Here is a 23,963-nt window from a genome sequence, read left to right as displayed (position 1 = left end):
GGAAAAGGAGGGGATGGGGGTCCGGGGGAAGGGGAGGAAAGAACCCTTTTCAAAGGGTTTTTCCTCCCCTTCCCCCGGCCGCCGGAGGCAAAAAAAAGAGCGGACGCGCCATGCGCGTCCGCTCTTTTTATTATCGATGAATCGGGGAGACTAGTCTTCGTCGGCGACGTAGTCGGAGATGGCGCATTCGGTGGTCAGCAGCATGCTGGACACGGACGCGGCGTTCTGCAGGGCGATGCGGGTGACCTTTTTGGGGTCGATGACGCCTTCCTTGACGAGGTCGGCGTATTCGCCGGTGGCGGCGTTGAAGCCGTTGTTGCCCTTGAGCTCCTTGACCTTTTCGACGACCACGGTGCCTTCGAGACCGCAGTTGTTGGCGATCTGCTTGAGCGGCTCCTCGATGGCGCGGGCGATGATGTCGATGCCGGCCTGTTCGGTGTCGTTGGCGCCCTTGAGGGCCTTGAGGGCCTTTCCGGCGCGCACCAGGGCGGTGCCGCCGCCGGGGACGATGCCTTCGTCAACGGCCGCGCGGGTGGCGTTGAGGGCGTCCTCGACGCGGTCCTTGCGTTCCTTCATCTCGATCTCGGTGGGCGCGCCGACCTTGACCACTGCCACGCCGCCGACCATCTTGGCCAGCCGCTCCTGGAGCTTCTCGCGGTCATAGTCGCTGGTGGCGTTGCTGGCCATGTTGGAGATCTCGTCGCAGCGGGCCTCGATGGCCTTCTTGTCGCCCGCGCCGTCCACGATGAGGGTGTTCTTTTTGTCGATCACGACCTTCTTGGCGGTGCCGAAGTGTTCGGGACGGATGGATTCCAGGGTCACGGCGGTGTCCTCGGAAACCGGGGTGGCGCCGGTCATGATGGCGATGTCGCGGACCATTTCCTTGCGGCGGTCGCCGAAGCCCGGGGCCTTGACGGCGCAGACCTTGAGCGCGCCGCGCATGGCGTTGATGGTCAGTCCGGCCAGGGCCTCGTTTTCCACGGTCTCGGCGATGATCAGCAGGGGGCGTCCCGCCTTGGCCACGGCCTCGAGGATGGGCACGAGCGCCTTGATGTTGGAGATCTTGTTTTCGGCCAGGAGGATGAACGGATTCTCGAAGGTGACGTTCTGGGCATCCTGGTTATTGACGAAATAGGGGGAGAGGTAGCCGTTGTCCCACTGCATGCCTTCGACCACGTTCAGTTCGGTGGTCAGGCCCTGGGACTCCTCGACGGTGATGACGCCGTTGTTGCCGACCTTGTCCACGGCCTCGGCCAGGATCTCGCCGATGGTCATGTCGTTGTTGGCGGAGATGGCGCCCACCTGGGCGATTTCGGAGGTCTTCTTGATGGGCTTGGCCATCTTGTCCAGCTCCTCGACCACGGCGGCCACGGCGGCGTCGATGCCGCGCTTCAGCGACATGGGGTTGCGTCCGGCGGCCAGGAGCTTGACGCCTTCGTTGAACACGGCCTGGGCCAGGACGGTGGCGGTGGTGGTGCCGTCACCGGCGATGTCGTTGGTCTTCTTGGCCACTTCCTTGACCATCTGGGCGCCCATGTTTTCGAGCTTGTCCTCGAGGTCGATCTTCTCGGCCACGGTCACGCCGTCCTTGGTCACCTGGGGAGCGCCCCAGGTCTTCTCGAGCATGACGTTGCGGCCCTTGGGGCCCAGGGTGACCCTGACGGCGTTGGCCAGGGTGTTGACACCGCGCTGCATGCCCTCGCGGGCTACCGCTTTGTAATCAATTGCTTTTGACATTGTTCCTAATCCCTATGAAAAGTGGTTGTCTGTAATGGTGATTTCCGTTCGGTAAAACGGTGCGGAGTGGTTCAAGTGCGAGGCGCGAAAAGCGGACAAGGCCGAAGCGTAGTCTTCCTACGCGAGGGTTTGGCCGCTTTGAAGCAACGAAGCAATTGGACCGCTATGCGCCGTTTTATGCGAAGACGCCGAGGATGTCGTCCTCGCGCATGACAATCAGCTCGTCGCCGTCCATGCTGAATTCGCTGCCCGCGTATTTGGCGAACAGGACGATGTCCCCTTCCTTGACGGTCTTGCACTCGGGGCCGGCGGCCACGACGATCCCGTTCTGGGGTTTCTCCTTGGCGGAATCAGGGATGTAGATGCCCCCGGCGGTCTTTTCCTCTTTTTCCTTCCTCTGGACGATGACGCGGTCATTGAGCGGTTTCAAACCCATGAAAAGTCTCCTTATGCTGTCTTCACCGCAAGCAGTGGCGGCGTATGTTTCGACTGGGCCAAGAGATAAGTACGGTATAGGCGGTGTCAACAGGCGGGCGGGATATTTTTCCCGACCGTTTCGGAGGCCAGGTTGAAATCCCCGTGGAAGCGGGGTAGTGCTATAGGTAGAGAAAAAATCAACTAACCGAGAAAACGGGAGAAGGTACAGAATGGAACCCGCGCTAAGACGGCTGGTGGTGGTCTCCAATCGCCTTCCGGTCGCCCTCCGCAAGGAGGAGGACGGCTGGAAGATCAAACAGGGATCGGGAGGCCTGGTCACGGCCATGGCCCCGGTGCTCAGGAACCGGGGCGGCATGTGGATAGGCTGGTCCGGGGCGTCGGACGGCGAGGCCGACATGGACGAACTCCTGGCCGACTTCACGGAGGAGGCCGGGTACGAGCTGTGCACCGTGCCCCTGACCGAGGAGGACGTGGACGGTTACTACTACGGCTTTTCCAACGAGATCATCTGGCCGCTGTTCCACGACCTGCAGAGCCGCTGCCGCTTCCATCCCCGCTACTGGCGCACCTACCTGGACGTGAATTTCAAGTTCGCCGAGGCCGTGGCCCGGCGCTCCTCGCCGGACGACTACATCTGGATCCAGGACTACCACCTCATGCACCAGGCCTTTTTCCTCAAGTCCATGGGCGTGCGGCGCAACACCGGGTTCTTCCTGCACATCCCCTTCCCGCCGCCGGACATCTTCATGAAGCTGCCGTGGCGGTCCAAGCTCATCCAGGCCCTGACCGAGTTCGACCTGGTGGGCTTCCAGACGGTCCAGGACCGGCGCAACTTCGTGGGCAGCCTGCACCGGCTCATGCCCGAGGCCAAGGTGGAGGGGCGCGGCGCGGTGGTGACCATCAACATGGGCAACCGCTCGTTCCGTGCCGGGGCGTTCCCCATCTCCATCGACTTCGCCCAGTTCTCGGAGATGGCGGCCAGGCCCGCCGTGGTCCAGAAGGCCTTCGACCTCAAGGAGGCGCTGCGGCACCGCAAGATCATCCTCGGCGTGGACCGGCTGGACTACACCAAGGGCATCCCCGAGCGCATCCGCTCCATCCAGACCCTGCTGCGCCGTTATCCGGACCTCAAGGGCAAGGTCAACTTCATTCAGATCGCGGTCCCGAGCCGCGAGGAGGTGGACGAGTACAAGGAGCTTCGGACCGAGATCGAGCAACTGGTGGGCCGGGTCAACGGCGAGTTCTCCTTCCCCGGATGGGTGCCGGTCCACTATCATTATCGCGGCCTGCCGCACGAGGACCTGGTGGCCTACTACGCCGCCGCCGACGTGGGGTTGGTCACGCCGCTGCGCGACGGCATGAACCTGGTGGCCAAGGAGTACTGCGCCTGCAACAACAAGGGCGACGGGGTCCTGGTCCTGAGCGAGTTCGCCGGTGCCGCCGCTCAGCTGCAGCGGCACGCCTACCTGGTCAACCCGTACGACGTGGAGGGCATCGCCAAGGCCCTGCACCGCGCCCTGCACTGGCCGCTCGAGGAGCGCAGGGCGCACATGGCCCGGCTGCGCGAGCAGATCCGCCGCAACAACATCTTCCGCTGGGTGGACTCCTTCCTTCGGGCGGGAATCGCCAAGACTCTGGACGATTTCCCCGAGGCGGACACCGTGCACTTCAACAGGGTCTAGCCGTGCTCGTCCTCAAGTGCGCCGACTGCCGCCGCAAGTTGTGGCGCTATCACAAGATAGGCCAGGGCGAGGTGCACCGCTGCCACAAGGACCGTATCGACAAGGTGTGGAACATGGAGGAACGGGACGGCAAGGTCTTCTGCCCCTGCGGCCGGGCCGTGGGCATCGACCGGGGGAGCCACTACACGATGGATAAAAAGGCTTTCACCTACAAGGGAACCAAAACCAACGGTTGACAGCCGCTGGCCCTTTCGGAAAAGGTATGCATATGAGTATAATGGAACCCGTGAACAAGGAGCCCGCCTTGAAGACCCGCCTGCTGATTCCGGTCCTGATGCTGTCCATGATCCTGGCCTCCGCCGTCTTTGCCCTGGCCGCCGAGACCGAGTCGGCCGCGCCCGCGCAGCCCGCCGTGGAGGGGTGCGGCTCCATCCCCTGGGGCGCGCCCGTCTCCTCCGTGGAGGAGATCACCTATTCCCACACCGTGGCCGGGGTGAAATACTACAAGGTGACCAAGACCGAGCCGTGCGGCGTGTTCAACGTCGACGGCGCGAACGTGACCTACGGCTTCCGGCTGGGCAAGCTCTACACCGTGCTGGTGGAGATCGCCAAAGCCCAGGACGTCAAGCAGGTGGTGGCCACCCTGATGGACTCCTACGGGCTGCCCGACCACAAGCAGTCGGACGGCTGGGACGAGTACCGCTGGGAGACCGACGACCTCAAGGTCAAGCTCAAGAGCCAGTTCGCCACGGACCGCATCAAGATCGGCATGTACTACAAGCCGCTGATTCCTCAGGAGTAGCGGCCGCCTGATCGGCTTTTTCGAGGCCGTCCCGGATCGGGGCGGCCTTTTCCGCCATTTGCCTTTGGTCTGGTCGTGCTTATCCTGTGCGTGGAGGAATCCATGTCGAAACAGATGAAGAATTTCCTGACCATCGCCGGGATCATCATCCTGGGATCGTTTTTCGTCTTCCTGTACAACTGCATCGCTGGGCTGGCCGATTTCGCCGGGCGCATCAATCCGGCGCTGGCCCCCTGGGTCTTCTGGGGGCTGCTGGCCGTGGTCCTGGCCTCGCTGGCCTGGTGGGGCTCCCTCGCCCTGGTCCGGCCCAAGCCGCTCCTGGTCCACGCCGATCCCACCCCCGAGGAGATGGACGCGTTTCGCCGGGAGCTCGTGAAGCGGCTGTCCCGAAACCGCGTGCTCAAGGACTCGGGGGTCGACGTGCGCGACGAATCGGGCCTGGAGCTCGGGCTCGAGGTCCTGCGCAAGCGGGCGGACGAGGAGATCCGCAGCACGGCCAAGCGCGTGTTCATCGGCTCGGCCGTGTCCCAGAACGGGCGGCTTGACTCCCTGGTGGTCCTCTTTCTCATCTCGCGCTTGGCCTGGCGCATCTCCAAGCTCTACGCCCAGCGGCCGCACTACCGCGAGTTGGTCAACCTGTACGTGAACATCGCGGCGACCTCGTTCCTGGCCGGGTCCATCGAGGAATTCGGCATCGAGGAGTACGTCCACGAGCTCATGGGCCCGCTGGTGGCCGGGTCCGCCCTGGGGGTCATGCCCGGGGCCGAGGCCGTGGCCTCCACCGTGACCAGCTCCATCCTGAGCGGCTCCACCAACGCGCTCCTGGCCATGCGCTGCGGCATCGTGGCCCGCAACTACATGAGCCTGGACCTGGACAGGCGCGGGGCCATGCGCCGCTCCGCCACCCTGGAAGCCGCGCGCATGTTCATGTCCATCTCGGGCGAGACCGTGACCCAGGTGACCAAACTGCTGGTCAAGGGCTCGTCCCGGGCGGTCAAGGGCGGGGCCAAGAAGGCCTTCACCACGATGGGCAAGGGCGTGACCGGGGCCGCCGGGAGCGTGGGGCGCGGCGTCACGGGCGCGGCCGGAGCCGTGGGCAACGGGGCGAAAAACGTCGGGCGCGGGGTCTCGGATACCGCCCGCTCGGCGGTGGACGGCGTGGACCGGGCCGTGGACAAGGTCGTGGACGCCACGACCGGGGCCGTGCGGAAGTCGGCCCGCAAGGTCCGCGACGCGGCGGGCGGAGCCGGGCGGCTGGCCAAAAAGGCGGGGGGAGCAGTGACCGGCGCGGCCGGTTCGGCCAGGGGCGCGCTGCGTTCCACGGGCAAGTCGGTGGAGCAGGGCGTGCGCTCGGTGCGCGACACGCTGCTGCGCCGAAAGAAGCGGCCGGAGAAGTCGGAGAAAACGTCCGAAGACGGCTAGAGCACGCGCCGCGCGCTCAGATAATGTTCCGACCAGAAGGGCGAATTGAGGCTCGATTCCATGACCCGCCTGCCGGAGCTGGGGGAGTGCACGAACGTGCCCCGCTCGGTGACGATGCCCACGTGCAGGGACTTGCCGTCCTTGTCCACCTGGTGGAAGACCAGGTCGCCGGGCCGGATGTCCGCGCGCCGGACCGGCTTGCCCGCGCCGAGCAGCTGCCACGATATGCGTGGTAGATTGACGCCGTTTTGGTGGTAGACGTACCAGATGAACCCGGAGCAGTCGAAACCGGTCTTCGGCGAGTAGCCGCCCCACTTGTACGGGGTGCCGACGAGCGCGCGGGCCAGGCGGATGATCTTTGCGGCCTTGGGCGCGGCGGGTTCGGGCCGGACCACGGCCTCGGGCGGAGGCGGCGCGACCGGCGCCGTCGCCGCGCAGGCGCAGAGCAGCAGCGCGCAGGCCGCCAGCCCGAACGCGGGGAGCAGTCCGCTTGTCCGGCCTGTCCGCATGACCGCCGTCTAGCCGCGCTTGATCCGCAGGAAGGACTTGACCGACCGCGCGCTCTTTACGGACTTGGCGTGAGCAATGATTTTGTCGCGCTCGGCCGCCGATCCGACGATGCCGAGCAGGACCACGTTGCACTGCACGGTCTTGATCTCCACGTTGGTGGACCAGATGTCCTTGTCCTGCACGAGCAGGTTCTTGACCTTGGCGTAGAGCTCCAGGTTGTCGGTGGTGCCGCACGAGTCGTTGGCCTTCTTGGGCAGCAGGTAGGTGGTCACCGAGCGTACGCCCTCCACGGACTTGGCGATCTTGACGGCCCGGTCCACCTGGGCGCGGGACTCGTACTCGCCCACGATGTAGACCATTCCCTCATAGCTGGACGCGTCGAAGTCCATGTACTTGACCAGATCGTCGGCCAGAAAATCCTTCTCGATGAGGAAGGCGATCTTTTCGTCGCTGGCGTAGTCGCCCACGTTGCGTTCCTCCACGGCCACGTCGTAGACCGTGCAGCCGTTGGCGAACAGGCCTACGGCCATGAGCATAACAATCGAAAATATAAGTTTTTTGTGGTGCATGGAGCTCTCCCTGATTTTTCCTAGAGTATCTCTATATACCGATTTTGGGCTGAGGTGGCAACCTCGGCGGCCGGGGCCATTGACCCGGTACGCCTATTTCCTCATACTCCCCATACTGCCATTGGAGGTGGCGCGATGCAACGAATGCTGTACATTCTCATGCTCTTTCTGGCTGGATGCCTTCTGGCGGGCTGCGGCCCCAAGCGGCCCGTCCTCTACCCGAACGCGCACCTGGACGAGGTGGGCATGCAGGTGGTCCAGGTCGACATAGACGACTGCATCATGAAGGCCGAGGCCGCCGGGGCCAACGCCACGGACACGGGCGCGGCCGTCGGAAACGTGGCCAGGTCCGGGGCCATAGGCACGGCCGCCGGGGCGGTCTTCGGCGCGATCATGGGCAACAACGTGGGCCGGGCAGCCGCCGCCACGGGCGGGGCCGCAGCGGCCGGAAGCGCGGTCAACGAGGGCTTCAAGTCCGGCGATCCGACAACCATCCACAAGAATTTCGTCGACCGTTGCCTGCGCGAAAAGGGCTACGACGTCATCGGCTGGAAATAGGAGAAGACCATGAAACGCCTGCTTTTGCTCATCCCGCTGCTGCTCCTCCTGGCCGCCTGCGCGGCCCGGGGCCCGCTGGCCGAGGACCGCACGGACAACGTGGTCCGCGTTACTCGGACCGATACCGGCAACGCCGTGACCGTCACGCTCGGCCCGGATCTCGAATACGCAAAGCGCGTGCACCGCGACTTCATGGGCGCGACCATCGAGGGCTGGCTCTACCGCGCCGAAGACGGCACCTCGGTCCTGGTCTCCAGCATGGACCGGGCCAAGTTCGAGGACCTCATCGGCCGGTCCATCGAGGCCCCGAAGAGCGGGATCAAGGCCTACCCGCCGCAGACCTCCTGGCTGCCTCGACTGTGCCAGCTGGTCCGGGCCTATGTGGTCTCCCTGGACAGCGACGTGGTGGCCGTGGTCAAGTTCGGCCCGCGTCCCGAAGGGGAGTGCGACGGATTGGTCGGGAACGACGACTACATGGCCGCCCATCTGGACGAGGTGGCCGAGTTCGACCGCAGGGCCGAACAGGACATTTCCATAGATTGGTAGCGGGCTCAGTCGAAGAGCAGCCCGAGGGCCTTTTGCAGGGCCTCCCGGTCTACCTCCCAGCCGCCGGACCAGGCCGGTTTCAGGCTGATGGTCCGCTCCCCGGCGTGCAGGGCGTAGCAGTGCAGGCGCATGGATGTCCGTGACGTGCGCGAACCGGCCTTGCCGTACTTCCTGTCCCCGACCACGGGGTGCCCGCGTGTGGCGAGCTGCACCCGGATCTGGTGCGTGCGCCCGGTGAGCAGGCGCACGGCCAGCAGCGAGCGGTCCCGGCCCGTGACGAGCCCGGTGACCCGCGCCAGTGCCGTCTTGCCCGATCCGGTGCGGACCCTTTCCCGACCCGGCTCGCCGCGTTTCTCCATGACGTCTTCCAGCAGCGCGCCGTCCGGCTCGTCCCACCGTCCCTCCACCCAGGCCAGGTAGACCTTGGCCACGCCGTTCGACGCGAACAAGTCGTTGAGCTCGCGCAGGGCCTCGTAGCTCTTGGCCGCCAGGAGCAGGCCCGAGGTGTCGCGGTCCAGGCGGTGGGCCAGGGTGGGCATGAACGCCGCGTCGCGGTACTTGGCCCGCAGCCGCGCCGTGACCGAGTCGGTCACGCCGTCGCCGCCGTGGGCCGCCAGCCCGGCGGGCTTGGCCACGGCCAGCAGCTCGGCGTCCTCAAAGGCCACCTTCAGGTCGCCCGTCTCGGACACCTGTTTGCCCTCGCCCGGCGTGTACGGCGGAATACGCACGGACTGCCCGGCCTCGATGCGGTCAAAAGGTTTCTTGCGGCCCTTGTCCACGCGCACCTGGCCGGTGCGGATCCATTTCTGTATGGCCGAACGCGGCACCTCGCCGGTCAGCCGCCGCTCCAAAAATTGCAACAGCTTCTGGCCCGACTCGGCCTGCGTGACGATAACGAATTGTGTTTCCGGCATATTATTGGGGTGCCTCCGGGCCTCCAGCCGTTGGCGAGTCTTCGAGCCTTACGGATGAGGACAGCAGCGATCGGCCGGGGGAAGGGGAGAGGGAAACCCTTTGAGAAAAGGGTTTCCCTCTCCCCTTCCCTCGGACCCCCATCCCCTCTTCCTTCCTAAACTTTTTGGGTCGCTTCGCGAAAGGGGAGTGGGGGGGCGAAGAGTTGGTGTGGGGTTATTTTTTGTACCAGGTGCCGTCGGGGTTTTGCAGCCAGGTGCCGGACGGGGCCTGCTGGGCGATCTGGGACGCCCGGCGTTGGCCCACCAGGTCGGGGGTGGTGTTGGTCTTCTTGGCGATGGCCGCGTAGACCGTGGCCCGGTCCTGGTTCTCGGCGGTCACCACGTCGGCCTGTTTCCTGGCCCCACGGAATTCGAGGAATCCCTGGTTGTTCTCGCCCACGGTGCCGTCGGCCAAAAGCGCGGCCACGGCGGGCTTGCGGGCGATGAACCGGTCCTTGAGCGGCCCGGCCAGGGCGGCGCTTGCCGCCAGTCCGAGGACAAGGGTCAATATGAGGACGAATCGGGTTTTATTTCGCATTGGTCGCCTCCGGTGCGGCTGGAGCTTCGTCGACGTCGGAGAAGAAATCGTCCAGGGCCCGGTCGACCCGGACGTTCACGTCGATGGTGATGTGGATGGGCTTGACCTCCACCGGGGCCACCTCCACCCTGTGGCTGGTGGAACAGCCCATGGCGAAGAGCAGCAGGAGGCAGGCCGTAGCGGCTAAACAATGTTTCATGGCATGTTCTCCCTATTCGATCATGCGTGTGATGTCCTTATACAGCAAAATCCGGTCCAGCGGTACGCTGAAATTCACGTCCAGGCGCAACCCCTGGAAATTGGAGCCCTTGACGTCGCCGGTCACGCGGATGAATCCGCCGAACTCCCGCTTGTAGACGAAGGGCAGGGTCGAGGCGGGCTTGCCGTCCACGGAGAGGCGCACCAGCAGATCCTCGCCCACGGTGTCCGCCTTGATGCGCACCCACTTGTAGTCGAAGTCCCGGACCGCCTCGCGGGCCAGCTCCAACTGGCCGCGTTCGGGCGTGCCCTCGGGAATGGCGTCCACCAGATCCTGCATGGCCTCCACCCGGATGGTCCCGCCTTCGCCCGGCGTGGAGTGCAAAAATCCGCCGTTGAACGAAATTTTTCCGTTCTTCCAGGTCACCGGCAATTCGCCCGACAGGGCGGCCTCGCCCTGGGCCTTGGCCAGCCCGAGCTGGCCCAGGATCTCCGAGAGCTTCAGCTCGGAGCAGAACAGGGTGACCGCGTACTCGTCGGACTCGGGCACGATGCGGAAGGCCCTGCTCGACACGTGCCCGCCGCACCAGTCGAACCCGGCCTGCTCCACCAGGATGGAGCCCATGGACTCCAGTTGGTAGACCACCCGCCCCTTGGTCAAGGCAATGTCGCCCGCCGTCAGCGAGTCGAAGGACAGGGTCTGGGCCGGGGCGCTGCGCAGGGTGAACAGGTCCGGGGTGTCGTAGGCCAGGTCGATGCCGTCGACCACCGTGTTGCCCTCGTTCATGGTCAGCCTGCCATGGGTCAGGGAAACCTCCAAGCGGCTGTCCACGCCGCGCTCGCCGACGTTGATGCCGCCGTCCGCGCGCAGCGTTCCGCTCAGCGCCACGCCCTTGAGCGCGGGCGCGAGCGTGGCCGGGTCGAATCCGTCGGGCAGGGCGTAACCGGCCACCCTGAAGGTCACGTCCGACTCGTTGCGGACCATGGAGGACCGCCCGGAAAAGGGCACCCGCAGGCCGGGCAGCAGCTCGGTGTACAGGGTCCCGCCAAAGGCCAGGTCCGTGCCCTCCTGGCGTACCCCGGCCTTGACGTTGCCGAGCTTGCGTTTGTCCAGCCCGAGGTTCGACAGGCTGATGGTCCCCTGCTTGTTCGCCTTGGGCGCGGGCCATTGGAGCGGCAGGGTCAACCGCATAGGGCCGGAGGAAAATCCGGTGTTCTCCAAGGCCGTGCCCCGGGTGCCGCAGTTCAGGACCACGTCCGCCGTCTCGGGCCCGGCCGTGCCCTGGAGGGAAAAGATGAATCCGTTGAGCTTGATGATACGGCCCGAGGTGCGCACCGTCAGGTTGTCCGGGTTGGCCGCCGTGAGGGATACGTCCCACAGGCCGCCGTCCCCCTTGCGCAGGGCGTCGAATCGGCCGCCCATCTCCACCCCGGCCCCGGCCACGGAGAACTGCGCGGACAGCTCGTTCTCGCCGAGCCTGCCCGCCGGGATGGCCAGGGACGCCGGGTACGGCTCGGCCAGAGCCACGCGGTTCATGGAGAAGATGACCTCCCGATCCTCCAGCCGTCCCTTGATCCCGATGACCGCGCCGTCGGCCAGCTCCACGCCCAGGGCGCGCAGGTCGCAGCCGGACAGGGCCAGCGAAAGATCGGCGGCGGCCTTTGCCGGGTCGGCCAGGTCCACTTCGGCGGTGGCCGCCACGGCCGCCGTGCCCTCCAGCGGCATGGGCAGAAAATCGCTGAACGCGCCCACCCGGAGCGCGTCCGCCGTGACCGTGAGCGACAGGTCGTCCAGGGTCGGCCCGAGGGCCCCGGTCACGCGCACGGCCTGGTCGCGCGGCATCAGTTCGGCCTTAAACGACACGGTCTTTCCCGGCGTGATCTCGGCATTGACTGGTACGGACACCGATCGGCCCAGGATCTCGCAGTCCAGGACCGCGTCGCGCAGGGTCAGGGTGTCCAGCGGCAGGGCCGGAACGGGCGCGCCCTTCACGGAGTCTTCGCCCTCGTTTGAGGCGGGCAGCATGTTCAGTATCGGCAGCCGGAAGCGCTTACCGTCATAGGAGCAGGCCAGGTGCAGCCCGTCCAGCCGGACCGCGTTGACCCGTCCGGCCCTGAGCGAGGTCGGAGAATAGGTAACGTGCACGTTGGCCAGGGTCAGCCCGTCCGCGCCTTCCCCCAGCCGCACCGGCCCGATGTCCGCCGAAAACAGCCCGGCGTTGCGCACGTGGAATTCGCTCAGCTTGAGGCCCATGTCCGCCGCCAGCTTCGGCACCAGCCGCTCCAGATACCCCGGCGTCCAGACCGTCAGCCACCAGCCCACGGCCAGCAAGACCGTGAGCACCCACGGCGCGACCAGCACGGTCCACTTCAGTATGGATTTGCCAAGGGATTTCGCCATGCATTACCCATACAAGCCCCGGTCACCGGTTGGCAAGGGAATGCCTCCGGACCCCCATCCCTCTCCCCCTCCTAAACCTTGAGTATCCGCTTCGCGGGGCAAGGCGCATAAATAGCCCCTGGTCCGACATGAACCAAGGGGCCTGTTCCCTCTTCGTGGAGCGAATCGGGTGCGCAGCACCCGACAGCGGCTCAGTCCCCCGCGCTCGGGATAGGCTTTCGAGAGTGGGTCAGCAGTGCATCTTTAGTGAGGTCATTTAACCGCAGCGTAGCAGTCTACGTGAGGATTAAATGGCCTCGCGAAAAAAGTGCGGATGGCCCGCTATCGGGAGCCGCATTACGTGCTGTGCCGCCACCTTCTACATGAGGCTTGGTAGGAACGTGACCAACTGAGGAACCGCGAGGAGCAGCGCGACACAGATGACATAGGCGGCCACAAAATACGCGACCCCCTTGAAGGCGTCGGTCATGGTGACGTCGTGGGCCATGGACGCGACGATGAACAGGTTCACGCCCACCGGGGGGGTGATGGCGCCGAGCGTGGTGACCACGGTGATGAGCACGCCGAACCAGATGGGGTCGTAGCCCATGTTCGTGACCACCGGGAAGAAGATGGGGATGGTCACCAGGAGCAGGGCCAGTGCGTCCATGACCATGCCGCCGACCACGTAGATCAGGCAGATGACCATGATGACGACCACCGGCGGGATGGGCAGCCCGGCCACCCAGTCCGCTGCCTCGAAGGGCAGGCGGGTGATGGCCAGGAAACGGCCGAAGATGACCGCGCCGAGCATGATGACCATGATCATGGAGGAAATCTTGAGGGTGTCGCTGACGGCCAGGCGGAATTTCTCCACGCTCATCTTGCCCGAGACCGTGGCGATGATCAGGGCCAGGGCCGCGCCCGCCGCGCCCGCCTCGGTGGGGGTGAACAGGCCCATGAACAGGCCGCCCATGACCAGGAAGAACAGGGTGACCATCTCGATGGAGCCGGGCAGGGAGCGCAGCTTTTCGGAGAAGGTGGTCCTGGGACCGGCCGGACCCCATTCGGGGTGGCGCTTGCAGAGATACCAGATGGTCCCCAGGAAGAGCACGGTCAGCAGGACGCCGGGGACCATGCCGCCCACGAACAGCTGGGCGATGGACTGGCTGGTCTGCAACCCGATGATGATCAGGACTACGGACGGCGGGATGACCACGCCGAGCGTCGCCCCCGCGGCCACCGAGCCTGTGGACAGGATCGGGTTGTACTTGAACTTGCGCATCTCGGGCAGGGCCACGGTGGACATGGTCGCGGCCGTGGCCGAGTTGGACCCGCAGATGGCCGCGAACCCGGCGCAGGCCAGGACCGTGGTCATGGCGATGCCGCCCCGGATCTGGCCCATCCAGGCATAGGCGGACTTGTACAGCCGCTCGTTCACGCCCGAGTAGAAGCAGATCTGGCCCATGAGGATGAACAGAGGGATGACGGTCAGCCCGTAGTTGGAAAAGACGTTCCACAGCTCGGTGCCGAGCATGCCGGTGGCCGCGTTCCAGTTGAGCACGTAGGCGAAGCCGGAAAAGCCGATGATGCCCATGGCGAAGGCCACGGGGATGCGGAACAGGAAGATGGAGACCAGGAGCAGCAGGGTGCCGAGGATGCCGGCGGTGATCGGATCCATTACGCCACCTTCTCCTGGGTCAGGGCCTTGAGCGTGTCCACGGCCAGGACGAAGGCCAGGGCGATGCACCCGGCGGCCGAGGCGAACACGAAGGGATGATAGACGATCTGGAGGGTCTCGGAGACCTCGCCGGTCTGGACCAGGAAGGCGGCCCATTTCCAGGTCTCGATGCCCGCCAGGAGGAAGAAGCCGCAGGACAGTGCGTTGGTCGCGGCGTCGGCCAGGCGGCGGAACCAGGACGGAAAGCGCGTGAGCAGGATGCCCACGGCGATGTGCGCCTTGCGCCGCTGGGCGAAGGCCAGGGAGAAGGCGGCCACCACCGCGCCGAGGAAGCCCATGAGCTCGAAGGTGCCCTGCACCGGCACCCAGACCGCGCGCAGGACCATGTTGGCGCAGGCCAGGAGCATCATAGAGACGAGAAACACACCGGCCAGCACGGCCAGCGCCCGAGCGACGAGCTCGCTGGCGCGATCAAGGAAATGCATCATGGGAGGCCCCGAAAAAAACGCCCCCGCGCGGACGCGGGGGCGGTGATGTATGCGATTAGAGGGATTCGTATTTGGCCTGGTACTCGAGCAGGTCCTTGAGCACCGCGTCGGCGTCGATGCCGGCCTTGGCGCACTCGGCCTTCCAGTCGTCGACCAGGGGCTGGCCCAGCTTCTTGAGCTCGGCGTGCTCGGCCGGGGTCAGCTTGTAGACCTCGACCTGATACTTTTCCCGGGACCAGTTCAGGGAATCGTTGATGTGGGCGTCCAGGTACTGCCCGGTCCACTGGGCCTGTTCGCGGCCGAGGTCGTTGAGCACGTCCTTCACATCGCCGGACAGGGATTCCCACCTGGCCTTGTTCATGATCACGGCAAACGGGTAGACCGGCAGGTTGGTGATGGTCTCATGACGGCAGATGTCGGCGAAGTTGAAGTCCTTGAGCACGTCGAAGGAGGAGACCAGACCCTTGACCACGCCCTTCTGCAGGGCCTCGGGGGTCTCGGACATGGGCATGCCCACGCCCTGGGCGCCCAGGCCGCTCAGGACCCGCAGGATGGTGCCCGAGGCGCGCAGCTCCATGCCCTTGAGGTCCGCCAGGGTCTTGACCGGCTCCTTGCTCATGATCTGGGACGGGGCCGAGGTGAACATGGTCAGGACCTTGACGTCCTTGAACTCCTCGGGCTGGTATTTCTGGAAGAGGTCCCACATGGTCAGGCTGGCCGCCTCGGTGGAGGTGAAGGCCACGGGCAGGTTGACCGCGGACATGAGCGGGAACACGCCGGGGTAGTAGGCGATGGAGATGCAGCCGATGTCGGCCTGTCCGGTCTGCACGCCGCGCAGCATGTTCTTCGCCCCGAGCAGGGTGGAGCCGGGGAAGGTCTGGACCGTCAGCTTCCCGCCGGTGCGCTTCTCGACCTCGGTCTTCCAGCGTTCCATCTGGACGCAGGGGAAGGTCTTGGCGGGCGGGAAGTTGGCGTAGGTCACCATGGTCCCGGCCAGGGCCGTGGCCGACATGAGGCCGATCAGGGCCAGGCTCGCGGCCAGCACGGACATTGTTTTTCGCATCACTCTCTCCTTGAAATGCGTATGGTTGGGAGCGGCCGGTCGGCCGCCCCCCCTATTTGGCGTTCAGGTCGTAGGCCAGGACCAGGGTCTTGCGGTTGCCGTAGCCGTATCCCACGAAGGTGTTGACCAGTACGCACAGCTGCTGATTGCCGTCGTTGTTCAGGTCGGCCAGGGCCACATCCGAGACCTGACCCTTGATGCGCCGGGTCTTCCAGGCCAGGTTCAGGCCCACCTGGTCGTAGACCAGCGAGTGGATTTCGCCCTGGGTGTAGTATTTATAGTTCTTGAACACCTGGGCCGTGGCCGACAGGTCGCGGTTGAGCAGCAGTTCGTAGCGCTTGTTGGAGGTCAGCGGCGCGGTGATGCCCCGGATGGGGATGTTGTAGGTGATGCCGTGCTCCTCGGTGGGGCCGCCGCCCATGCCGACCATCTTGTCGGCGGTCTCGATGACCACGCCGGAGCTGTTGTAGGTCTCGTCGCTCTCGTAGAGCCGCTCGAAGGACTGGCTGTAGACCACCAGCTTGTGGCTGTTGTTGATGACCACGCACTTGTATCCCAGGCCGTCGGGCAGATAGGTCAGGTTGTACACGTTGCCGAAGGGCGGCACGGGCACGGCCTGGCCGATCTCTATGTCGCCGTTCTTGAGGAAGGCCTCGTTGATGTGCCTGTCGAAGAGGTCGCGCTGGCCTTTTCTCTGGGCCACCAGGATGGGCATGTAGGTCGGCGGAATGCGCAGCACGCCCAGGAATCGGTCCACCTTCTTGACCAGATACTTGAATCTGCCGCCCTCGAAGGAAAGGATGCTGGACTGGGGCTTTCCGCGCGGGGCCCGGACGCCGCCCTGATCCTGGAACTGGTAGGCGCCGATGACGAATTCGGGCAGGCCGTCGCGGTCCAGGTCCGCGATCTCGAGGCGCATGCACATGACGTTGGCGGGCAGGTCGAAGGAGGTCAGGAGCTGGAGCTTGCCCTCCTTGTAGCGGTAGGCCGAGATGGACGATTCCTGAAGAATGAAGATTTCGTTCCGGCCGTCGCCGTCGCCGTCCGCGATGTACATGCCGTAGGAGAAGAAGGGCAGGGTCTGGCTTCTCCAGCGCCCGGTGGTCTCGGTGCCGCCTTCATAGCGGAACTGCGGGTTGAGAGTGTTGGACGGGGAGGCCGCCTGGCCGTCGGCGGCGATGAACGGGCTCTCCGAGGGGGCCGTCGCCTGCATCGTGTTCTTGGCGGCCTTTTCCTTCTCGACGGTGCCGTAGCCCGGGCGGTTGAACACGTCGCCCTGCAGGAGCTTGGCCTGGTTGTCCAGCCAGCTGGTCATCTCGTCGATGCCCACCTCGCCCTTTTTCTGCCAGGACTGGCCATCGGCCGCGACCGTGTCGATGCGCATGTGCGCCTTCTGGTCGAGGATGGCGATCTCACCGTACATTATATAGTCCACGCCCAGGCTGCGCAGGGCGTTCAGGGCCGCGCCCTTGTCCTTGGGCACGGCCACGGACTGGAGGTCCTTGGCCGTGGGCTCGGCATGGCCGATCCATTCCAGGTCGTTCTCGAGGCTGGCCTGCACGGCCTTGGAAAAGTATTCGTATTTCTGGGGCCCGTTGTAAACGAACGGGAGGACCGCGAAGGTCCTGGCTTCCTGGGCCATGGCCGGAACAGCCAGGAGCAGGGCGGCCGCAAGGGCGATCAAGACGGTTGTGAGGGGTCTTCTTGCCATGTATTCCTCCGGAAGGTAGGTGATAACCTTGCTTTTGTGACTTTTGTGGACATGCGGTTTCGCACGGGAGCCCCTTGTACCAGTTTCCCGGCCGGATGCAAAGGGCCAAGCGAGTTGATAAGGCGGACGATAGCGGCTATTGCTGCGTCGGCGGCGGGCCGGACGATATAGTGGCGGTCCGGTCGCGGGACGCTTCAGGGAGAATACATGATTCAATTCGGACGCACCTTCAGGTTGGTCTGCGACGAACCGGCCGTTCCGGAGGTGGAAGGGCTGCTTCGCGCGCAGGGTTTCGATTTCGGGCCCGAGCCGTTCTACGCCTTTGCCCGCAGGCTGATCCATGAGCCGTTTCCCCTTGGTGAAAGTCTCGCCGCCCGGTTCGGCCTGATCTACATCCAGGACCGCTCCTCCATGCTGCCGCCGCTGGCCCTGAACCCGCCGGCCGGAGCCGACGTCCTGGACATGTGCTCCGCGCCGGGCAGCAAGACGAGCCTGCTCTCCCGCCTGGTCGGGCCGCAGGGGTTCGTCTTCGCGTCCGAGCCCTCCGCCGACCGGCTGGGCACCCTGCGTGCCAACCTGCGGCGCACCGGCTCGGTCAACGCGGCCACGGCCAAGGCCATGGCCCAGGACCTGCCCTTTGCGGACGGCTCCTGGAGCCACATCCAGCTCGACCCGCCGTGCAGCGGATGGGGCACCGTGGACAAGAATCCCAAGGTCATGGAGGTCTGGTCCGGGTCCAAGACGGCCCCGCTGGTCTCCCTGCAAAAGACGCTCCTTCAGAAGGCGGCGGCCATGCTGCGTCCCGGCGGCACGGTCCTGTACTCCACCTGCACCACCAACATCGAGGAAAACGAGGCGCAGGTTGCATGGGCCCTCAAGACTCTCGACCTTGAGCTCGCGCCGCTTGCCGAGCCCGAAGGGTTCGTCTTCGAGCCCCCGCACATGCCGGGCATGGACGGCGTCCTGCGTGTGGCCGAGGACTCGGACGGCCAGGGGTTCTTCCTGGCCCGGTTCGTCAAGCGGAACGGTGAGAGCGCAATCATTGGTGAGAGCGCGCAAAAACGAGACCTGCCCGGCGATCGGCTGGACCTGGCCAGGATGGTGGGCGGCGACCAGCTGGACCTGACCCGGCTGCCTCCTGGCGAGGTCTACGATTTCGGCGGCAAGGCATACTTTCTCCACCGGAGGGCCCTGGGCCTGGTGCCCGACGGCCTGCGCTGGCAGGGGTTCCCCCTGGGCAAGGCGGCGGGCAAGGGCGACCGGGCCAAGTTCACCCCCGCGCCCCTGGCCCGCGTGCTGCTCCCCGCGGACCCCTCCCGGGCCGCCTGCGACGTGCTCGACGCGGACGACACGGCGGTCCTGGAGCGGCTGTTCACCGGCCAGAGCGTGCCGTTTGGGCAGGGCAGGGGGAGCGTGGGCCTGTATTATCGGGGCCTGCCCGTGGGCTGGCTGGCCCGGAAGGGTGGACGGCTTCTCTGGTCTGCGAAATGATCTTTAGATTTCAGCAAGTTGTATCGCGCAAAAAAAATAGTAAAAAGCGTTGATAAAAGAGAGGCGTAAGGGCAGTATGCCGTTCGTCGCTGAATGCGGATCAAGGCTTGGACGAGTGGGCGGCCTCGCCGCCGAAAGAAGTTGACAAGCTGACCCCGCCAAGCTAAAGACTCTCTTCCTGCGGGCGCGTAGCTCAGCTGGGAGAGCATCGGCCTTACAAGCCGAGGGTCACAGGTTCGAGCCCTGTCGCGCCCACCATCTTTGAAATAGAGGGTACGCTTAACACCTTTTATCATATAAGTGCGGAGCCGTAGTTAAGCTGGTTATAACGCCGGCCTGTCACGCCGGAGGCCGCGAGTTCGAGTCTCGTCGGCTCCGCCACTAAAAGATCAAGCCCTTACAATTCGTTGTAAGGGCTTTTTCTTTATCGGGGCCTACTCCCGGGGGCAGGATTTTTTACTGTCTTGTTCACAGAGTTGCGCAACGGAGAAGACCGTTTCGCCTTCCACGTCAAAGAAATCGGTTGCGTCCGTCAGCTCCTTGGATCTGGCGGCGAGCTCCCTGGCGGTGCTGGAGATCTCCTCGGCGGCGGATGCGTTCTGATGGACCACGTTGCCGAGTTCCATGATGGCCTGGTTGATCTGTCTGGCGTTCTCGTCCTGAATGGCGCTGGCCTCGGCTATTTCCTCCACCAATTCGGCCGTACGTTGAATTTCGGGTATCATTTCGGCGAGCTGGGTCCCTGCATTGTCGGCCACTTCCACACTTGCCTCGGATATCCGGATTATCTCCTGGGCCGCCAGACCGCTTTTTTCCGCCAATTTGCGAACTTCGGAAGCCACCACGGCGAAGCCTTTTCCATGCTCCCCGGCGCGGGCCGCCTCGATGGCCGCGTTCAGGGCCAGGAGGTTCGTCTGTCGGGCGATTTCCTCGATGACCTGGATTTTGTCCGCGATTTCCTTGAGCACGCCGAGTCCTTCCAAGAGGCTTTTCCCGCTGCGTTCGGCGTGTGCCGCGTTTTTGACGGCTATCTCCTTGGTCGTGGCCGAATTGTCGGCCGTTTTCATGATGTGGTGCGTCATCGCCTCCATGCTGGCGGAGAGTTCCTCCACGTTGGCGGCCTGTTGCGCCGCGCCCGTGGCCACGTTGTCGGCGGCGGCCGCCAGCTCGCGGCTTCCCGTACTGACTTCTCCGGCGGCTCCGGTGACGGTTTTGATCACGCTGCCCAGGCTGGTTATCATCGAGTTGAGGGATTTCCCGACCTTGCCTATTTCATCGTTGGCGGTTTTTTCGATCCCGCCCTTGAAACGGCCTTCGGACATGGCGCCGGTCAGGAAGGTGATCTCCAGCAGGGGGCGCAGCACGGATGAACGCAGTATCCAAGTCACGATCAAGGCTATGACGCCCAGGATCAGAAGGGTCCAGAGAGAAAAGGAGATCGCCGCATTTCGCGAGTCCGCCTTTGAGGCGGCAAGAGAACTGATGATCTCGAAAGCGCCGTGGATCTCGCCTGTTTTCCAGCCTTCCTTCGTCCCTCCGGTCACGTCCTTTTCCCCGGCCGGGTCCCCATGGCAGTACAGGCATTCCCTGGTGAGGCGTATCGCCTTGAAATAGCGGATGTGGTCGCCGTCGATAAGGGTGAGCTCCTCCTTGTTGGCCGCCTTCATCTCGGCCAGGGCCGCTGCCTCCAGCTTGGTCGGGGTGTTGGCCGGGTTGCGCGGCGACTCCTTGGGAACCCGAAAGGCGTAGCCCGCCTTTTCCGCATTCGCCATCGCCATCTTGATGGCGGTGATGACGGGCACCGCGTTGACGACCTGGTCAGCCGGGATCTGATCGAACGGCTTGATGATGCCCGAGTTGATCTTGTCGCTCATCTCGTTGCGGGCCGCCTCGGCCATCAGGACGATCGCCTTGCTTTGCATGAGCAGGGCCTCTTCGCTTTTGTCGTGTATGGTGTGGATCTGCTGCCCTCCCAGGACGAGCGCAATGATCACCGGCCCTGCGAGTGCGGGGATGATTGTTTTCAATTTCACACTGACGTTGTTGAGCATAAGGACCTGCCATGCTTTTTAGGCTTGTAGTTTCCAGGTGGAGGGATTCAAAGACACCATAGCATGGAATGGCGGATATTTTGTAGGGGGGCGCAAAGCTTAATAATAGTCCAACATACCTGTTTGTATTTGCTGGATTGTTTATGTCGGCGGAGGTAAAAACGGGCGCCCCGCGGGCACATGCGGCGAAAGGTGGCGTCGGCTTTATGCCAAGCCGTTTCAAGGGCGCCGGGAGTTCCGGACTTTTCGCCCTATGGCTGCGCCCGGCACGCCGGGCCGACATGCCGGGGGAGCCATAGGGCAATAAAGCGATGCGAAGGAAAAGAAATGGATTGACAACCCCTTCAAGTCCGATTAGACAGGCTCTTCCTGCGGGCGAGCAGCTCGTCAGGGAGGGCATCGGCCACAAGCCGAGAGCCGCAGGGGAGAGCCCCCTGTCGCCCGCCATCTTGAAATAGAGGGTACGCTTAACACCCTTTATCATATAAGTGCGGAGCCGTAGTTAAGCTGGTTATAACGCCGGCCTGTCACGCCGGAGGCCGCGAGTTCGAGTCTCGTCGGCTCCGCCACTAAAGATCAAGGACATCAACCAACAGGTTGGTGTCCTTTTTCTTTTGCCATAAAACTTGTAAAGTCCCCCACCTTAGGGTCATATTTGGAAACGTGTTTTCAATTGGTTAGATGCGTCCCGTCTTCCGACGTTATAAAGTGATGTTGTGACATAAGTATACCATTGGTTTACTCGTCAGATTCATAATAAAGGTACCAATTGTTTTCTTCTTTTATCCCTCTGTAGATCCGCCAGAATGATGACCTGTTTGCTTTTGGTTTATAGCCGTCGATACTATCTACCAAGATGGCTGCATCTATTGGGTATGGTTCATATGCATACCCTTTACATGATCCTGGTGAAAGAAATCCAGTCCAGCTGGAGTAAAACAACACACGTGCTTTACCTGCCGACGAATATGTAACGTGAATTCCGCTATCTATCGAAATCTCTTTGAATAATTTCCTGTATTGTACAATCCTGTCGGGATTATCGCTTCGAGCTATCCAATCAGCCAGCTTGTACCAGTTTTTGCCTATTCTGATTATGTCACCGTCATCTTGCACTTTGGCTACTATTCCCTCGAATATTGCCCGGTTATTGGCGAAGTTATGGAGCAGAGCGTCATCGGAGTCATGCGAAGGAGATGTGAGCTCCAAAAGAAGCCAACATCCGCCTGCAAATAAGACGCTAAGAAGGGCAACCGATATTACAATCCATTTAATTGTTTTAATAATTCTGTGTCCACAATTCATATTTGATCTCTGCCTCCAGCGAAGACAAACGACGGGAGGTCCTTCATTTTCGCTGCCTCTCTCATGGACTATCAAAAGGGAGAGATTTGGCCTTTGCGAAGAATGGTCGGAAGTATTTTATGTTTATGGCCTATGCTCAAACTCATGGATTGAACTTACTATTTTATGACCAAGTGGGTAGCAAAATATCAATATAGGTTGTTGTGAGCAACGCGAAAAATAGAAAGGGGACTCGGTTGAGTCCCTTCATTCTAATTCAGTGGATAATTTTGTCCTTCTTTAATGCGACGGTTGTCACGCGGGTCGTCGAACCATGCGCCTATGAACCCCCAATCTGAGGTCTTTTGTTTGATCTGCCATGCACCTGTGGCTGCTTGGGCGAAGGTTACATTGATCCCCATCGCTTTAATGTACAGACCGTAGTGATAATTGCCAAAGTCTTCATATTCTGGGTGGTTGCCGCCGTCTTTGAAGTCGTATCTCGCTCCAGAAGCGAAGTTCTCGTATATCCACCAGCACTTAAAACCAAACGTCAAGTATTCGACCGTTTTTTCGGAACTGTAGTGCGCTGCTGACTGGGATACGATTTTACGTGCTTTGGCTTCACAGTCTTTTGCGGCTCTGCGAGCTTCAGCAATGTTCGCAGCTAAATCAACTCCGGGCGGTACACAGATAGCGTCGACTCTTCCTGCTACTCCGACAGCCTCGAATTCTTCAACCTCACATTTGCAGTTTGGGTGTACCGGTCACGGGTTTTCCTCAGACCACAGCCTCTTTGTTGCCTGGCACTTGTCACATGCGTGTGGTTTTGGGTTGTATCGCCAATACTTTTTGAGTCCGTCAGGGCGACTTTTTCGGTATCCAGCGGCCACGGCCTCGCAACCGGGCGGATGCCGAGCGCCTCTCCGGGGTCAGGCCCTGGAGTTTTTTCGGATTTGCATATAGTTGTAGGGCCATGTCATTGAGCAATGGTGAAAAAATACGATTCATGATTTCGGGCAACACGGGTCTGGTGGGGGGGGCGCTCCGGCGGTTTCTGTCTCCCCGCCATCAGGTCCTCGCCCTGTCGAGAGACTGCTCCGGGGACCAGGGGTGTGTCCCTTTCGATTTGCGGAGAATGGCCGATTTCGATTTCAGCCGCATCGGGGGAGGGGATGTCGTGGCGCATGCAGCGGCCATTTCCTCTCCGGACTATTGCGCCGAGCACCCCGACCGGGCCCGGTCCGTCAATGTGGACGGAACGATCGCCTTCATCGAAGGGTGCCGCAGACGCGGGGCGCGGGTCCTCTTTTTTTCCACGGATCTCGTTCTCGGCTCGGGAAGGGGGCTGGACGAGGACTCTCCCTACCGCCCCGTGGGCGAATACGCGGCAATGAAACAGGAAGTGGAGAACTATTTCGCCTCGGATGAGGGCGTGAAGGTTCTTCGCCTGTCCTATGTTGTCTCCGTGCGAGACAAATACATCCGGTATCTGGCGGCATGCGCCGGGCGGGGAGAGGTTGCGGAGGTCTTCGATCCCCTTTGCCGTAGCGCCGTGGCATTGCGGGACGTTTGCCGGGCAGTGGAAGAGATTGCCGGTAGGTGGGGCGAGCTGGACTGGAGGTCGGTCAACCTCTGCGGCCCGCAGCTCCTTTCCCGCAGGGATCTGGCGGAGATTTTCAAAAGGACGGTCGATCCCGGGCTGGAGTATACGGTTGTCCATCCCGGCGAAGATTTTTTTCTGTCGCGTCCGGAGGTCGTCGAGTTGACCTCGAACCGTCTCCGTGATTTGTTAGGCCGCTCTCCGCTCCGCATAGAGGAAGCCCTTGCCGCGGAGCATACTTCTCAACGGAAAGATTAA

The 23,963-nt window shown here is 63.1% G+C and carries 23 protein-coding genes and 3 tRNA genes; 11 read left to right on the top strand and 15 right to left on the bottom strand.

The features are described from left to right. Positions 1-150 precede the first annotated feature (150 nt). Complete coding sequence (groL, locus tag AB6M95_RS09555) at positions 151-1,737, bottom strand: chaperonin GroEL (RefSeq protein ID WP_371386510.1); 1,587 nt, start codon at positions 1,735-1,737, stop codon at positions 151-153. A gap of 175 nt (positions 1,738-1,912) precedes the next feature. Continuing rightward, positions 1,913-2,173, bottom strand: a complete 261-nt coding sequence (locus AB6M95_RS09550) for a co-chaperone GroES (protein WP_371386509.1) — start codon at positions 2,171-2,173, stop codon at positions 1,913-1,915. A 211-nt stretch (positions 2,174-2,384) separates the two neighbouring features. Here AB6M95_RS09550 and AB6M95_RS09545 point away from each other — a divergent pair, with 211 nt between their 5' ends. From AB6M95_RS09545 to AB6M95_RS09530, 4 genes are all read left to right on the top strand, one after another. Then, the gene (locus AB6M95_RS09545; protein ID WP_371386508.1) at positions 2,385-3,857 is read left to right on the top strand and encodes an alpha,alpha-trehalose-phosphate synthase (UDP-forming); all 1,473 of its coding nucleotides are present in this window, start codon (positions 2,385-2,387) and stop codon (positions 3,855-3,857) included. Positions 3,858-3,859: 2 nt separating this feature from the next. Further along, complete coding sequence (locus AB6M95_RS09540; protein ID WP_371386507.1) at positions 3,860-4,093, top strand: hypothetical protein; 234 nt, start codon at positions 3,860-3,862, stop codon at positions 4,091-4,093. A 32-nt stretch (positions 4,094-4,125) separates the two neighbouring features. Further along, positions 4,126-4,659: a hypothetical protein gene (locus AB6M95_RS09535; protein ID WP_371386506.1), complete on the top strand. Its 534-nt coding sequence runs from the start codon at positions 4,126-4,128 to the stop codon at positions 4,657-4,659. 102 nt (positions 4,660-4,761) lie between these two features. Further along, on the top strand, positions 4,762-6,081 hold the full coding sequence (locus AB6M95_RS09530) for a DUF697 domain-containing protein (protein ID WP_371386505.1): 1,320 nt from the start codon (positions 4,762-4,764) through the stop codon (positions 6,079-6,081). On the opposite strand, the gene AB6M95_RS09525 is transcribed toward AB6M95_RS09530, so the two are convergent. Continuing rightward, positions 6,078-6,590, bottom strand: coding sequence for a C40 family peptidase (locus AB6M95_RS09525; RefSeq protein WP_371386504.1), 513 nt, complete (start codon positions 6,588-6,590; stop codon positions 6,078-6,080). The two genes, AB6M95_RS09530 and AB6M95_RS09525, sit on opposite strands and share 4 nt — an antisense overlap. Positions 6,591-6,599: 9 nt before the next feature. Then, positions 6,600-7,160 carry a BON domain-containing protein gene (locus tag AB6M95_RS09520; protein ID WP_371386503.1) on the bottom strand — a complete coding sequence of 187 codons (561 nt, stop codon included), beginning with the start codon at positions 7,158-7,160 and terminating at the stop codon, positions 6,600-6,602. Positions 7,161-7,295: 135 nt separating this feature from the next. Here AB6M95_RS09520 and AB6M95_RS09515 point away from each other — a divergent pair, with 135 nt between their 5' ends. After that, on the top strand, positions 7,296-7,718 hold the full coding sequence (locus AB6M95_RS09515; protein ID WP_371386502.1) for a hypothetical protein: 423 nt from the start codon (positions 7,296-7,298) through the stop codon (positions 7,716-7,718). A 9-nt stretch (positions 7,719-7,727) separates the two neighbouring features. Continuing rightward, positions 7,728-8,264, top strand: a complete 537-nt coding sequence (locus AB6M95_RS09510; RefSeq protein ID WP_371386501.1) for a hypothetical protein — start codon at positions 7,728-7,730, stop codon at positions 8,262-8,264. 5 nt (positions 8,265-8,269) lie between these two features. On the opposite strand, the gene AB6M95_RS09505 is transcribed toward AB6M95_RS09510, so the two are convergent. The 8 genes from AB6M95_RS09505 to AB6M95_RS09470 form a co-directional block, all read right to left on the bottom strand. Further along, positions 8,270-9,178: an RluA family pseudouridine synthase gene (locus tag AB6M95_RS09505; RefSeq protein ID WP_371386500.1), complete on the bottom strand. Its 909-nt coding sequence runs from the start codon at positions 9,176-9,178 to the stop codon at positions 8,270-8,272. Between the two features lie 214 nt (positions 9,179-9,392). Next, positions 9,393-9,755 carry a YdbL family probable chaperone protein gene (locus tag AB6M95_RS09500; protein ID WP_371386499.1) on the bottom strand — a complete coding sequence of 121 codons (363 nt, stop codon included), beginning with the start codon at positions 9,753-9,755 and terminating at the stop codon, positions 9,393-9,395. Further along, positions 9,745-9,954 (bottom strand): hypothetical protein, encoded by a 210-nt coding sequence (locus AB6M95_RS09495; RefSeq protein ID WP_371386498.1) that lies wholly within the window; start codon positions 9,952-9,954, stop codon positions 9,745-9,747. Before AB6M95_RS09495 ends, AB6M95_RS09500 begins: the two co-directional genes overlap by 11 nt. Before the next feature lie 12 nt (positions 9,955-9,966). Continuing rightward, the gene (locus tag AB6M95_RS09490; RefSeq protein WP_371386497.1) at positions 9,967-12,354 is read right to left on the bottom strand and encodes an intermembrane phospholipid transport protein YdbH family protein; all 2,388 of its coding nucleotides are present in this window, start codon (positions 12,352-12,354) and stop codon (positions 9,967-9,969) included. Positions 12,355-12,712: 358 nt separating this feature from the next. Next, a complete protein-coding gene (locus AB6M95_RS09485; protein ID WP_371386496.1) occupies positions 12,713-14,014 on the bottom strand; it encodes a TRAP transporter large permease in 1,302 nt (433 codons plus the stop codon). Continuing rightward, a complete protein-coding gene (locus AB6M95_RS09480) occupies positions 14,014-14,502 on the bottom strand; it encodes a TRAP transporter small permease (protein ID WP_371386495.1) in 489 nt (162 codons plus the stop codon). Before AB6M95_RS09480 ends, AB6M95_RS09485 begins: the two co-directional genes overlap by 1 nt. A 55-nt stretch (positions 14,503-14,557) precedes the next feature. After that, on the bottom strand, positions 14,558-15,565 hold the full coding sequence (locus AB6M95_RS09475; RefSeq protein ID WP_371386494.1) for a TRAP transporter substrate-binding protein: 1,008 nt from the start codon (positions 15,563-15,565) through the stop codon (positions 14,558-14,560). A gap of 52 nt (positions 15,566-15,617) precedes the next feature. Continuing rightward, positions 15,618-17,276: an FG-GAP-like repeat-containing protein gene (locus AB6M95_RS09470; protein WP_371386493.1), complete on the bottom strand. Its 1,659-nt coding sequence runs from the start codon at positions 17,274-17,276 to the stop codon at positions 15,618-15,620. A 207-nt stretch (positions 17,277-17,483) separates the two neighbouring features. Here AB6M95_RS09470 and AB6M95_RS09465 point away from each other — a divergent pair, with 207 nt between their 5' ends. The 3 genes from AB6M95_RS09465 (at position 17,484) to AB6M95_RS09455 (ending at position 19,148) form a co-directional block, all read left to right on the top strand. Beyond that, positions 17,484-18,767, top strand: a complete 1,284-nt coding sequence (locus tag AB6M95_RS09465; protein WP_371386492.1) for an NOL1/NOP2/SUN domain family protein — start codon at positions 17,484-17,486, stop codon at positions 18,765-18,767. Between the two features lie 182 nt (positions 18,768-18,949). Further along, positions 18,950-19,025: transfer RNA gene (locus tag AB6M95_RS09460), tRNA-Val, on the top strand. A gap of 46 nt (positions 19,026-19,071) precedes the next feature. Next, positions 19,072-19,148: transfer RNA gene (locus AB6M95_RS09455), tRNA-Asp, on the top strand. A gap of 53 nt (positions 19,149-19,201) precedes the next feature. On the opposite strand, the gene AB6M95_RS09450 is transcribed toward AB6M95_RS09455, so the two are convergent. Beyond that, on the bottom strand, positions 19,202-20,818 hold the full coding sequence (locus AB6M95_RS09450; RefSeq protein WP_371386491.1) for a methyl-accepting chemotaxis protein: 1,617 nt from the start codon (positions 20,816-20,818) through the stop codon (positions 19,202-19,204). 492 nt (positions 20,819-21,310) lie between these two features. On the opposite strand from AB6M95_RS09450, the gene AB6M95_RS09445 reads away from it, so the two are divergent. After that, positions 21,311-21,387, top strand: a tRNA-Asp gene (locus tag AB6M95_RS09445). Between the two features lie 169 nt (positions 21,388-21,556). Here the strand turns inward: AB6M95_RS09445 and AB6M95_RS09440 are convergent. Beyond that, positions 21,557-22,123 (bottom strand): hypothetical protein, encoded by a 567-nt coding sequence (locus tag AB6M95_RS09440; RefSeq protein WP_371386490.1) that lies wholly within the window; start codon positions 22,121-22,123, stop codon positions 21,557-21,559. A gap of 251 nt (positions 22,124-22,374) precedes the next feature. Further along, positions 22,375-22,659, bottom strand: a complete 285-nt coding sequence (locus tag AB6M95_RS09435) for a polymorphic toxin type 44 domain-containing protein (protein WP_371386489.1) — start codon at positions 22,657-22,659, stop codon at positions 22,375-22,377. Between the two features lie 419 nt (positions 22,660-23,078). On the opposite strand from AB6M95_RS09435, the gene AB6M95_RS09430 reads away from it, so the two are divergent. Further along, a complete protein-coding gene (locus AB6M95_RS09430; RefSeq protein WP_371386488.1) occupies positions 23,079-23,963 on the top strand; it encodes an NAD-dependent epimerase/dehydratase family protein in 885 nt (294 codons plus the stop codon).

Origin of the sequence: Pseudodesulfovibrio karagichevae (genome assembly GCF_041414475.1) — a bacterium.
Lineage (GTDB): Bacteria > Desulfobacterota > Desulfovibrionia > Desulfovibrionales > Desulfovibrionaceae > Pseudodesulfovibrio > Pseudodesulfovibrio karagichevae.
This window is presented reverse-complemented; position numbering and strand designations above follow the sequence as displayed.

Coding starts and splice junctions, on each gene's coding strand:
- groL (WP_371386510.1), bottom strand. CDS start 1,737: ATGTCAAAAGCAATTGATTACAAAGCGGTAGCCCGCGAGGGCATGCAG.
- AB6M95_RS09550 (WP_371386509.1), bottom strand. CDS start 2,173: ATGGGTTTGAAACCGCTCAATGACCGCGTCATCGTCCAGAGGAAGGAA.
- AB6M95_RS09545 (WP_371386508.1), top strand. CDS start 2,385: ATGGAACCCGCGCTAAGACGGCTGGTGGTGGTCTCCAATCGCCTTCCG.
- AB6M95_RS09535 (WP_371386506.1), top strand. CDS start 4,126: ATGAGTATAATGGAACCCGTGAACAAGGAGCCCGCCTTGAAGACCCGC.
- AB6M95_RS09530 (WP_371386505.1), top strand. CDS start 4,762: ATGTCGAAACAGATGAAGAATTTCCTGACCATCGCCGGGATCATCATC.
- AB6M95_RS09525 (WP_371386504.1), bottom strand. CDS start 6,590: ATGCGGACAGGCCGGACAAGCGGACTGCTCCCCGCGTTCGGGCTGGCG.
- AB6M95_RS09520 (WP_371386503.1), bottom strand. CDS start 7,160: ATGCACCACAAAAAACTTATATTTTCGATTGTTATGCTCATGGCCGTA.
- AB6M95_RS09515 (WP_371386502.1), top strand. CDS start 7,296: ATGCAACGAATGCTGTACATTCTCATGCTCTTTCTGGCTGGATGCCTT.
- AB6M95_RS09510 (WP_371386501.1), top strand. CDS start 7,728: ATGAAACGCCTGCTTTTGCTCATCCCGCTGCTGCTCCTCCTGGCCGCC.
- AB6M95_RS09505 (WP_371386500.1), bottom strand. CDS start 9,178: ATGCCGGAAACACAATTCGTTATCGTCACGCAGGCCGAGTCGGGCCAG.
- AB6M95_RS09500 (WP_371386499.1), bottom strand. CDS start 9,755: ATGCGAAATAAAACCCGATTCGTCCTCATATTGACCCTTGTCCTCGGA.
- AB6M95_RS09495 (WP_371386498.1), bottom strand. CDS start 9,954: ATGAAACATTGTTTAGCCGCTACGGCCTGCCTCCTGCTGCTCTTCGCC.
- AB6M95_RS09490 (WP_371386497.1), bottom strand. CDS start 12,354: ATGGCGAAATCCCTTGGCAAATCCATACTGAAGTGGACCGTGCTGGTC.
- AB6M95_RS09485 (WP_371386496.1), bottom strand. CDS start 14,014: ATGGATCCGATCACCGCCGGCATCCTCGGCACCCTGCTGCTCCTGGTC.
- AB6M95_RS09480 (WP_371386495.1), bottom strand. CDS start 14,502: ATGATGCATTTCCTTGATCGCGCCAGCGAGCTCGTCGCTCGGGCGCTG.
- AB6M95_RS09475 (WP_371386494.1), bottom strand. CDS start 15,565: ATGCGAAAAACAATGTCCGTGCTGGCCGCGAGCCTGGCCCTGATCGGC.
- AB6M95_RS09470 (WP_371386493.1), bottom strand. CDS start 17,276: ATGGCAAGAAGACCCCTCACAACCGTCTTGATCGCCCTTGCGGCCGCC.
- AB6M95_RS09465 (WP_371386492.1), top strand. CDS start 17,484: ATGATTCAATTCGGACGCACCTTCAGGTTGGTCTGCGACGAACCGGCC.
- AB6M95_RS09450 (WP_371386491.1), bottom strand. CDS start 20,818: ATGCTCAACAACGTCAGTGTGAAATTGAAAACAATCATCCCCGCACTC.
- AB6M95_RS09440 (WP_371386490.1), bottom strand. CDS start 22,123: ATGAATTGTGGACACAGAATTATTAAAACAATTAAATGGATTGTAATA.
- AB6M95_RS09430 (WP_371386488.1), top strand. CDS start 23,079: ATGTCATTGAGCAATGGTGAAAAAATACGATTCATGATTTCGGGCAAC.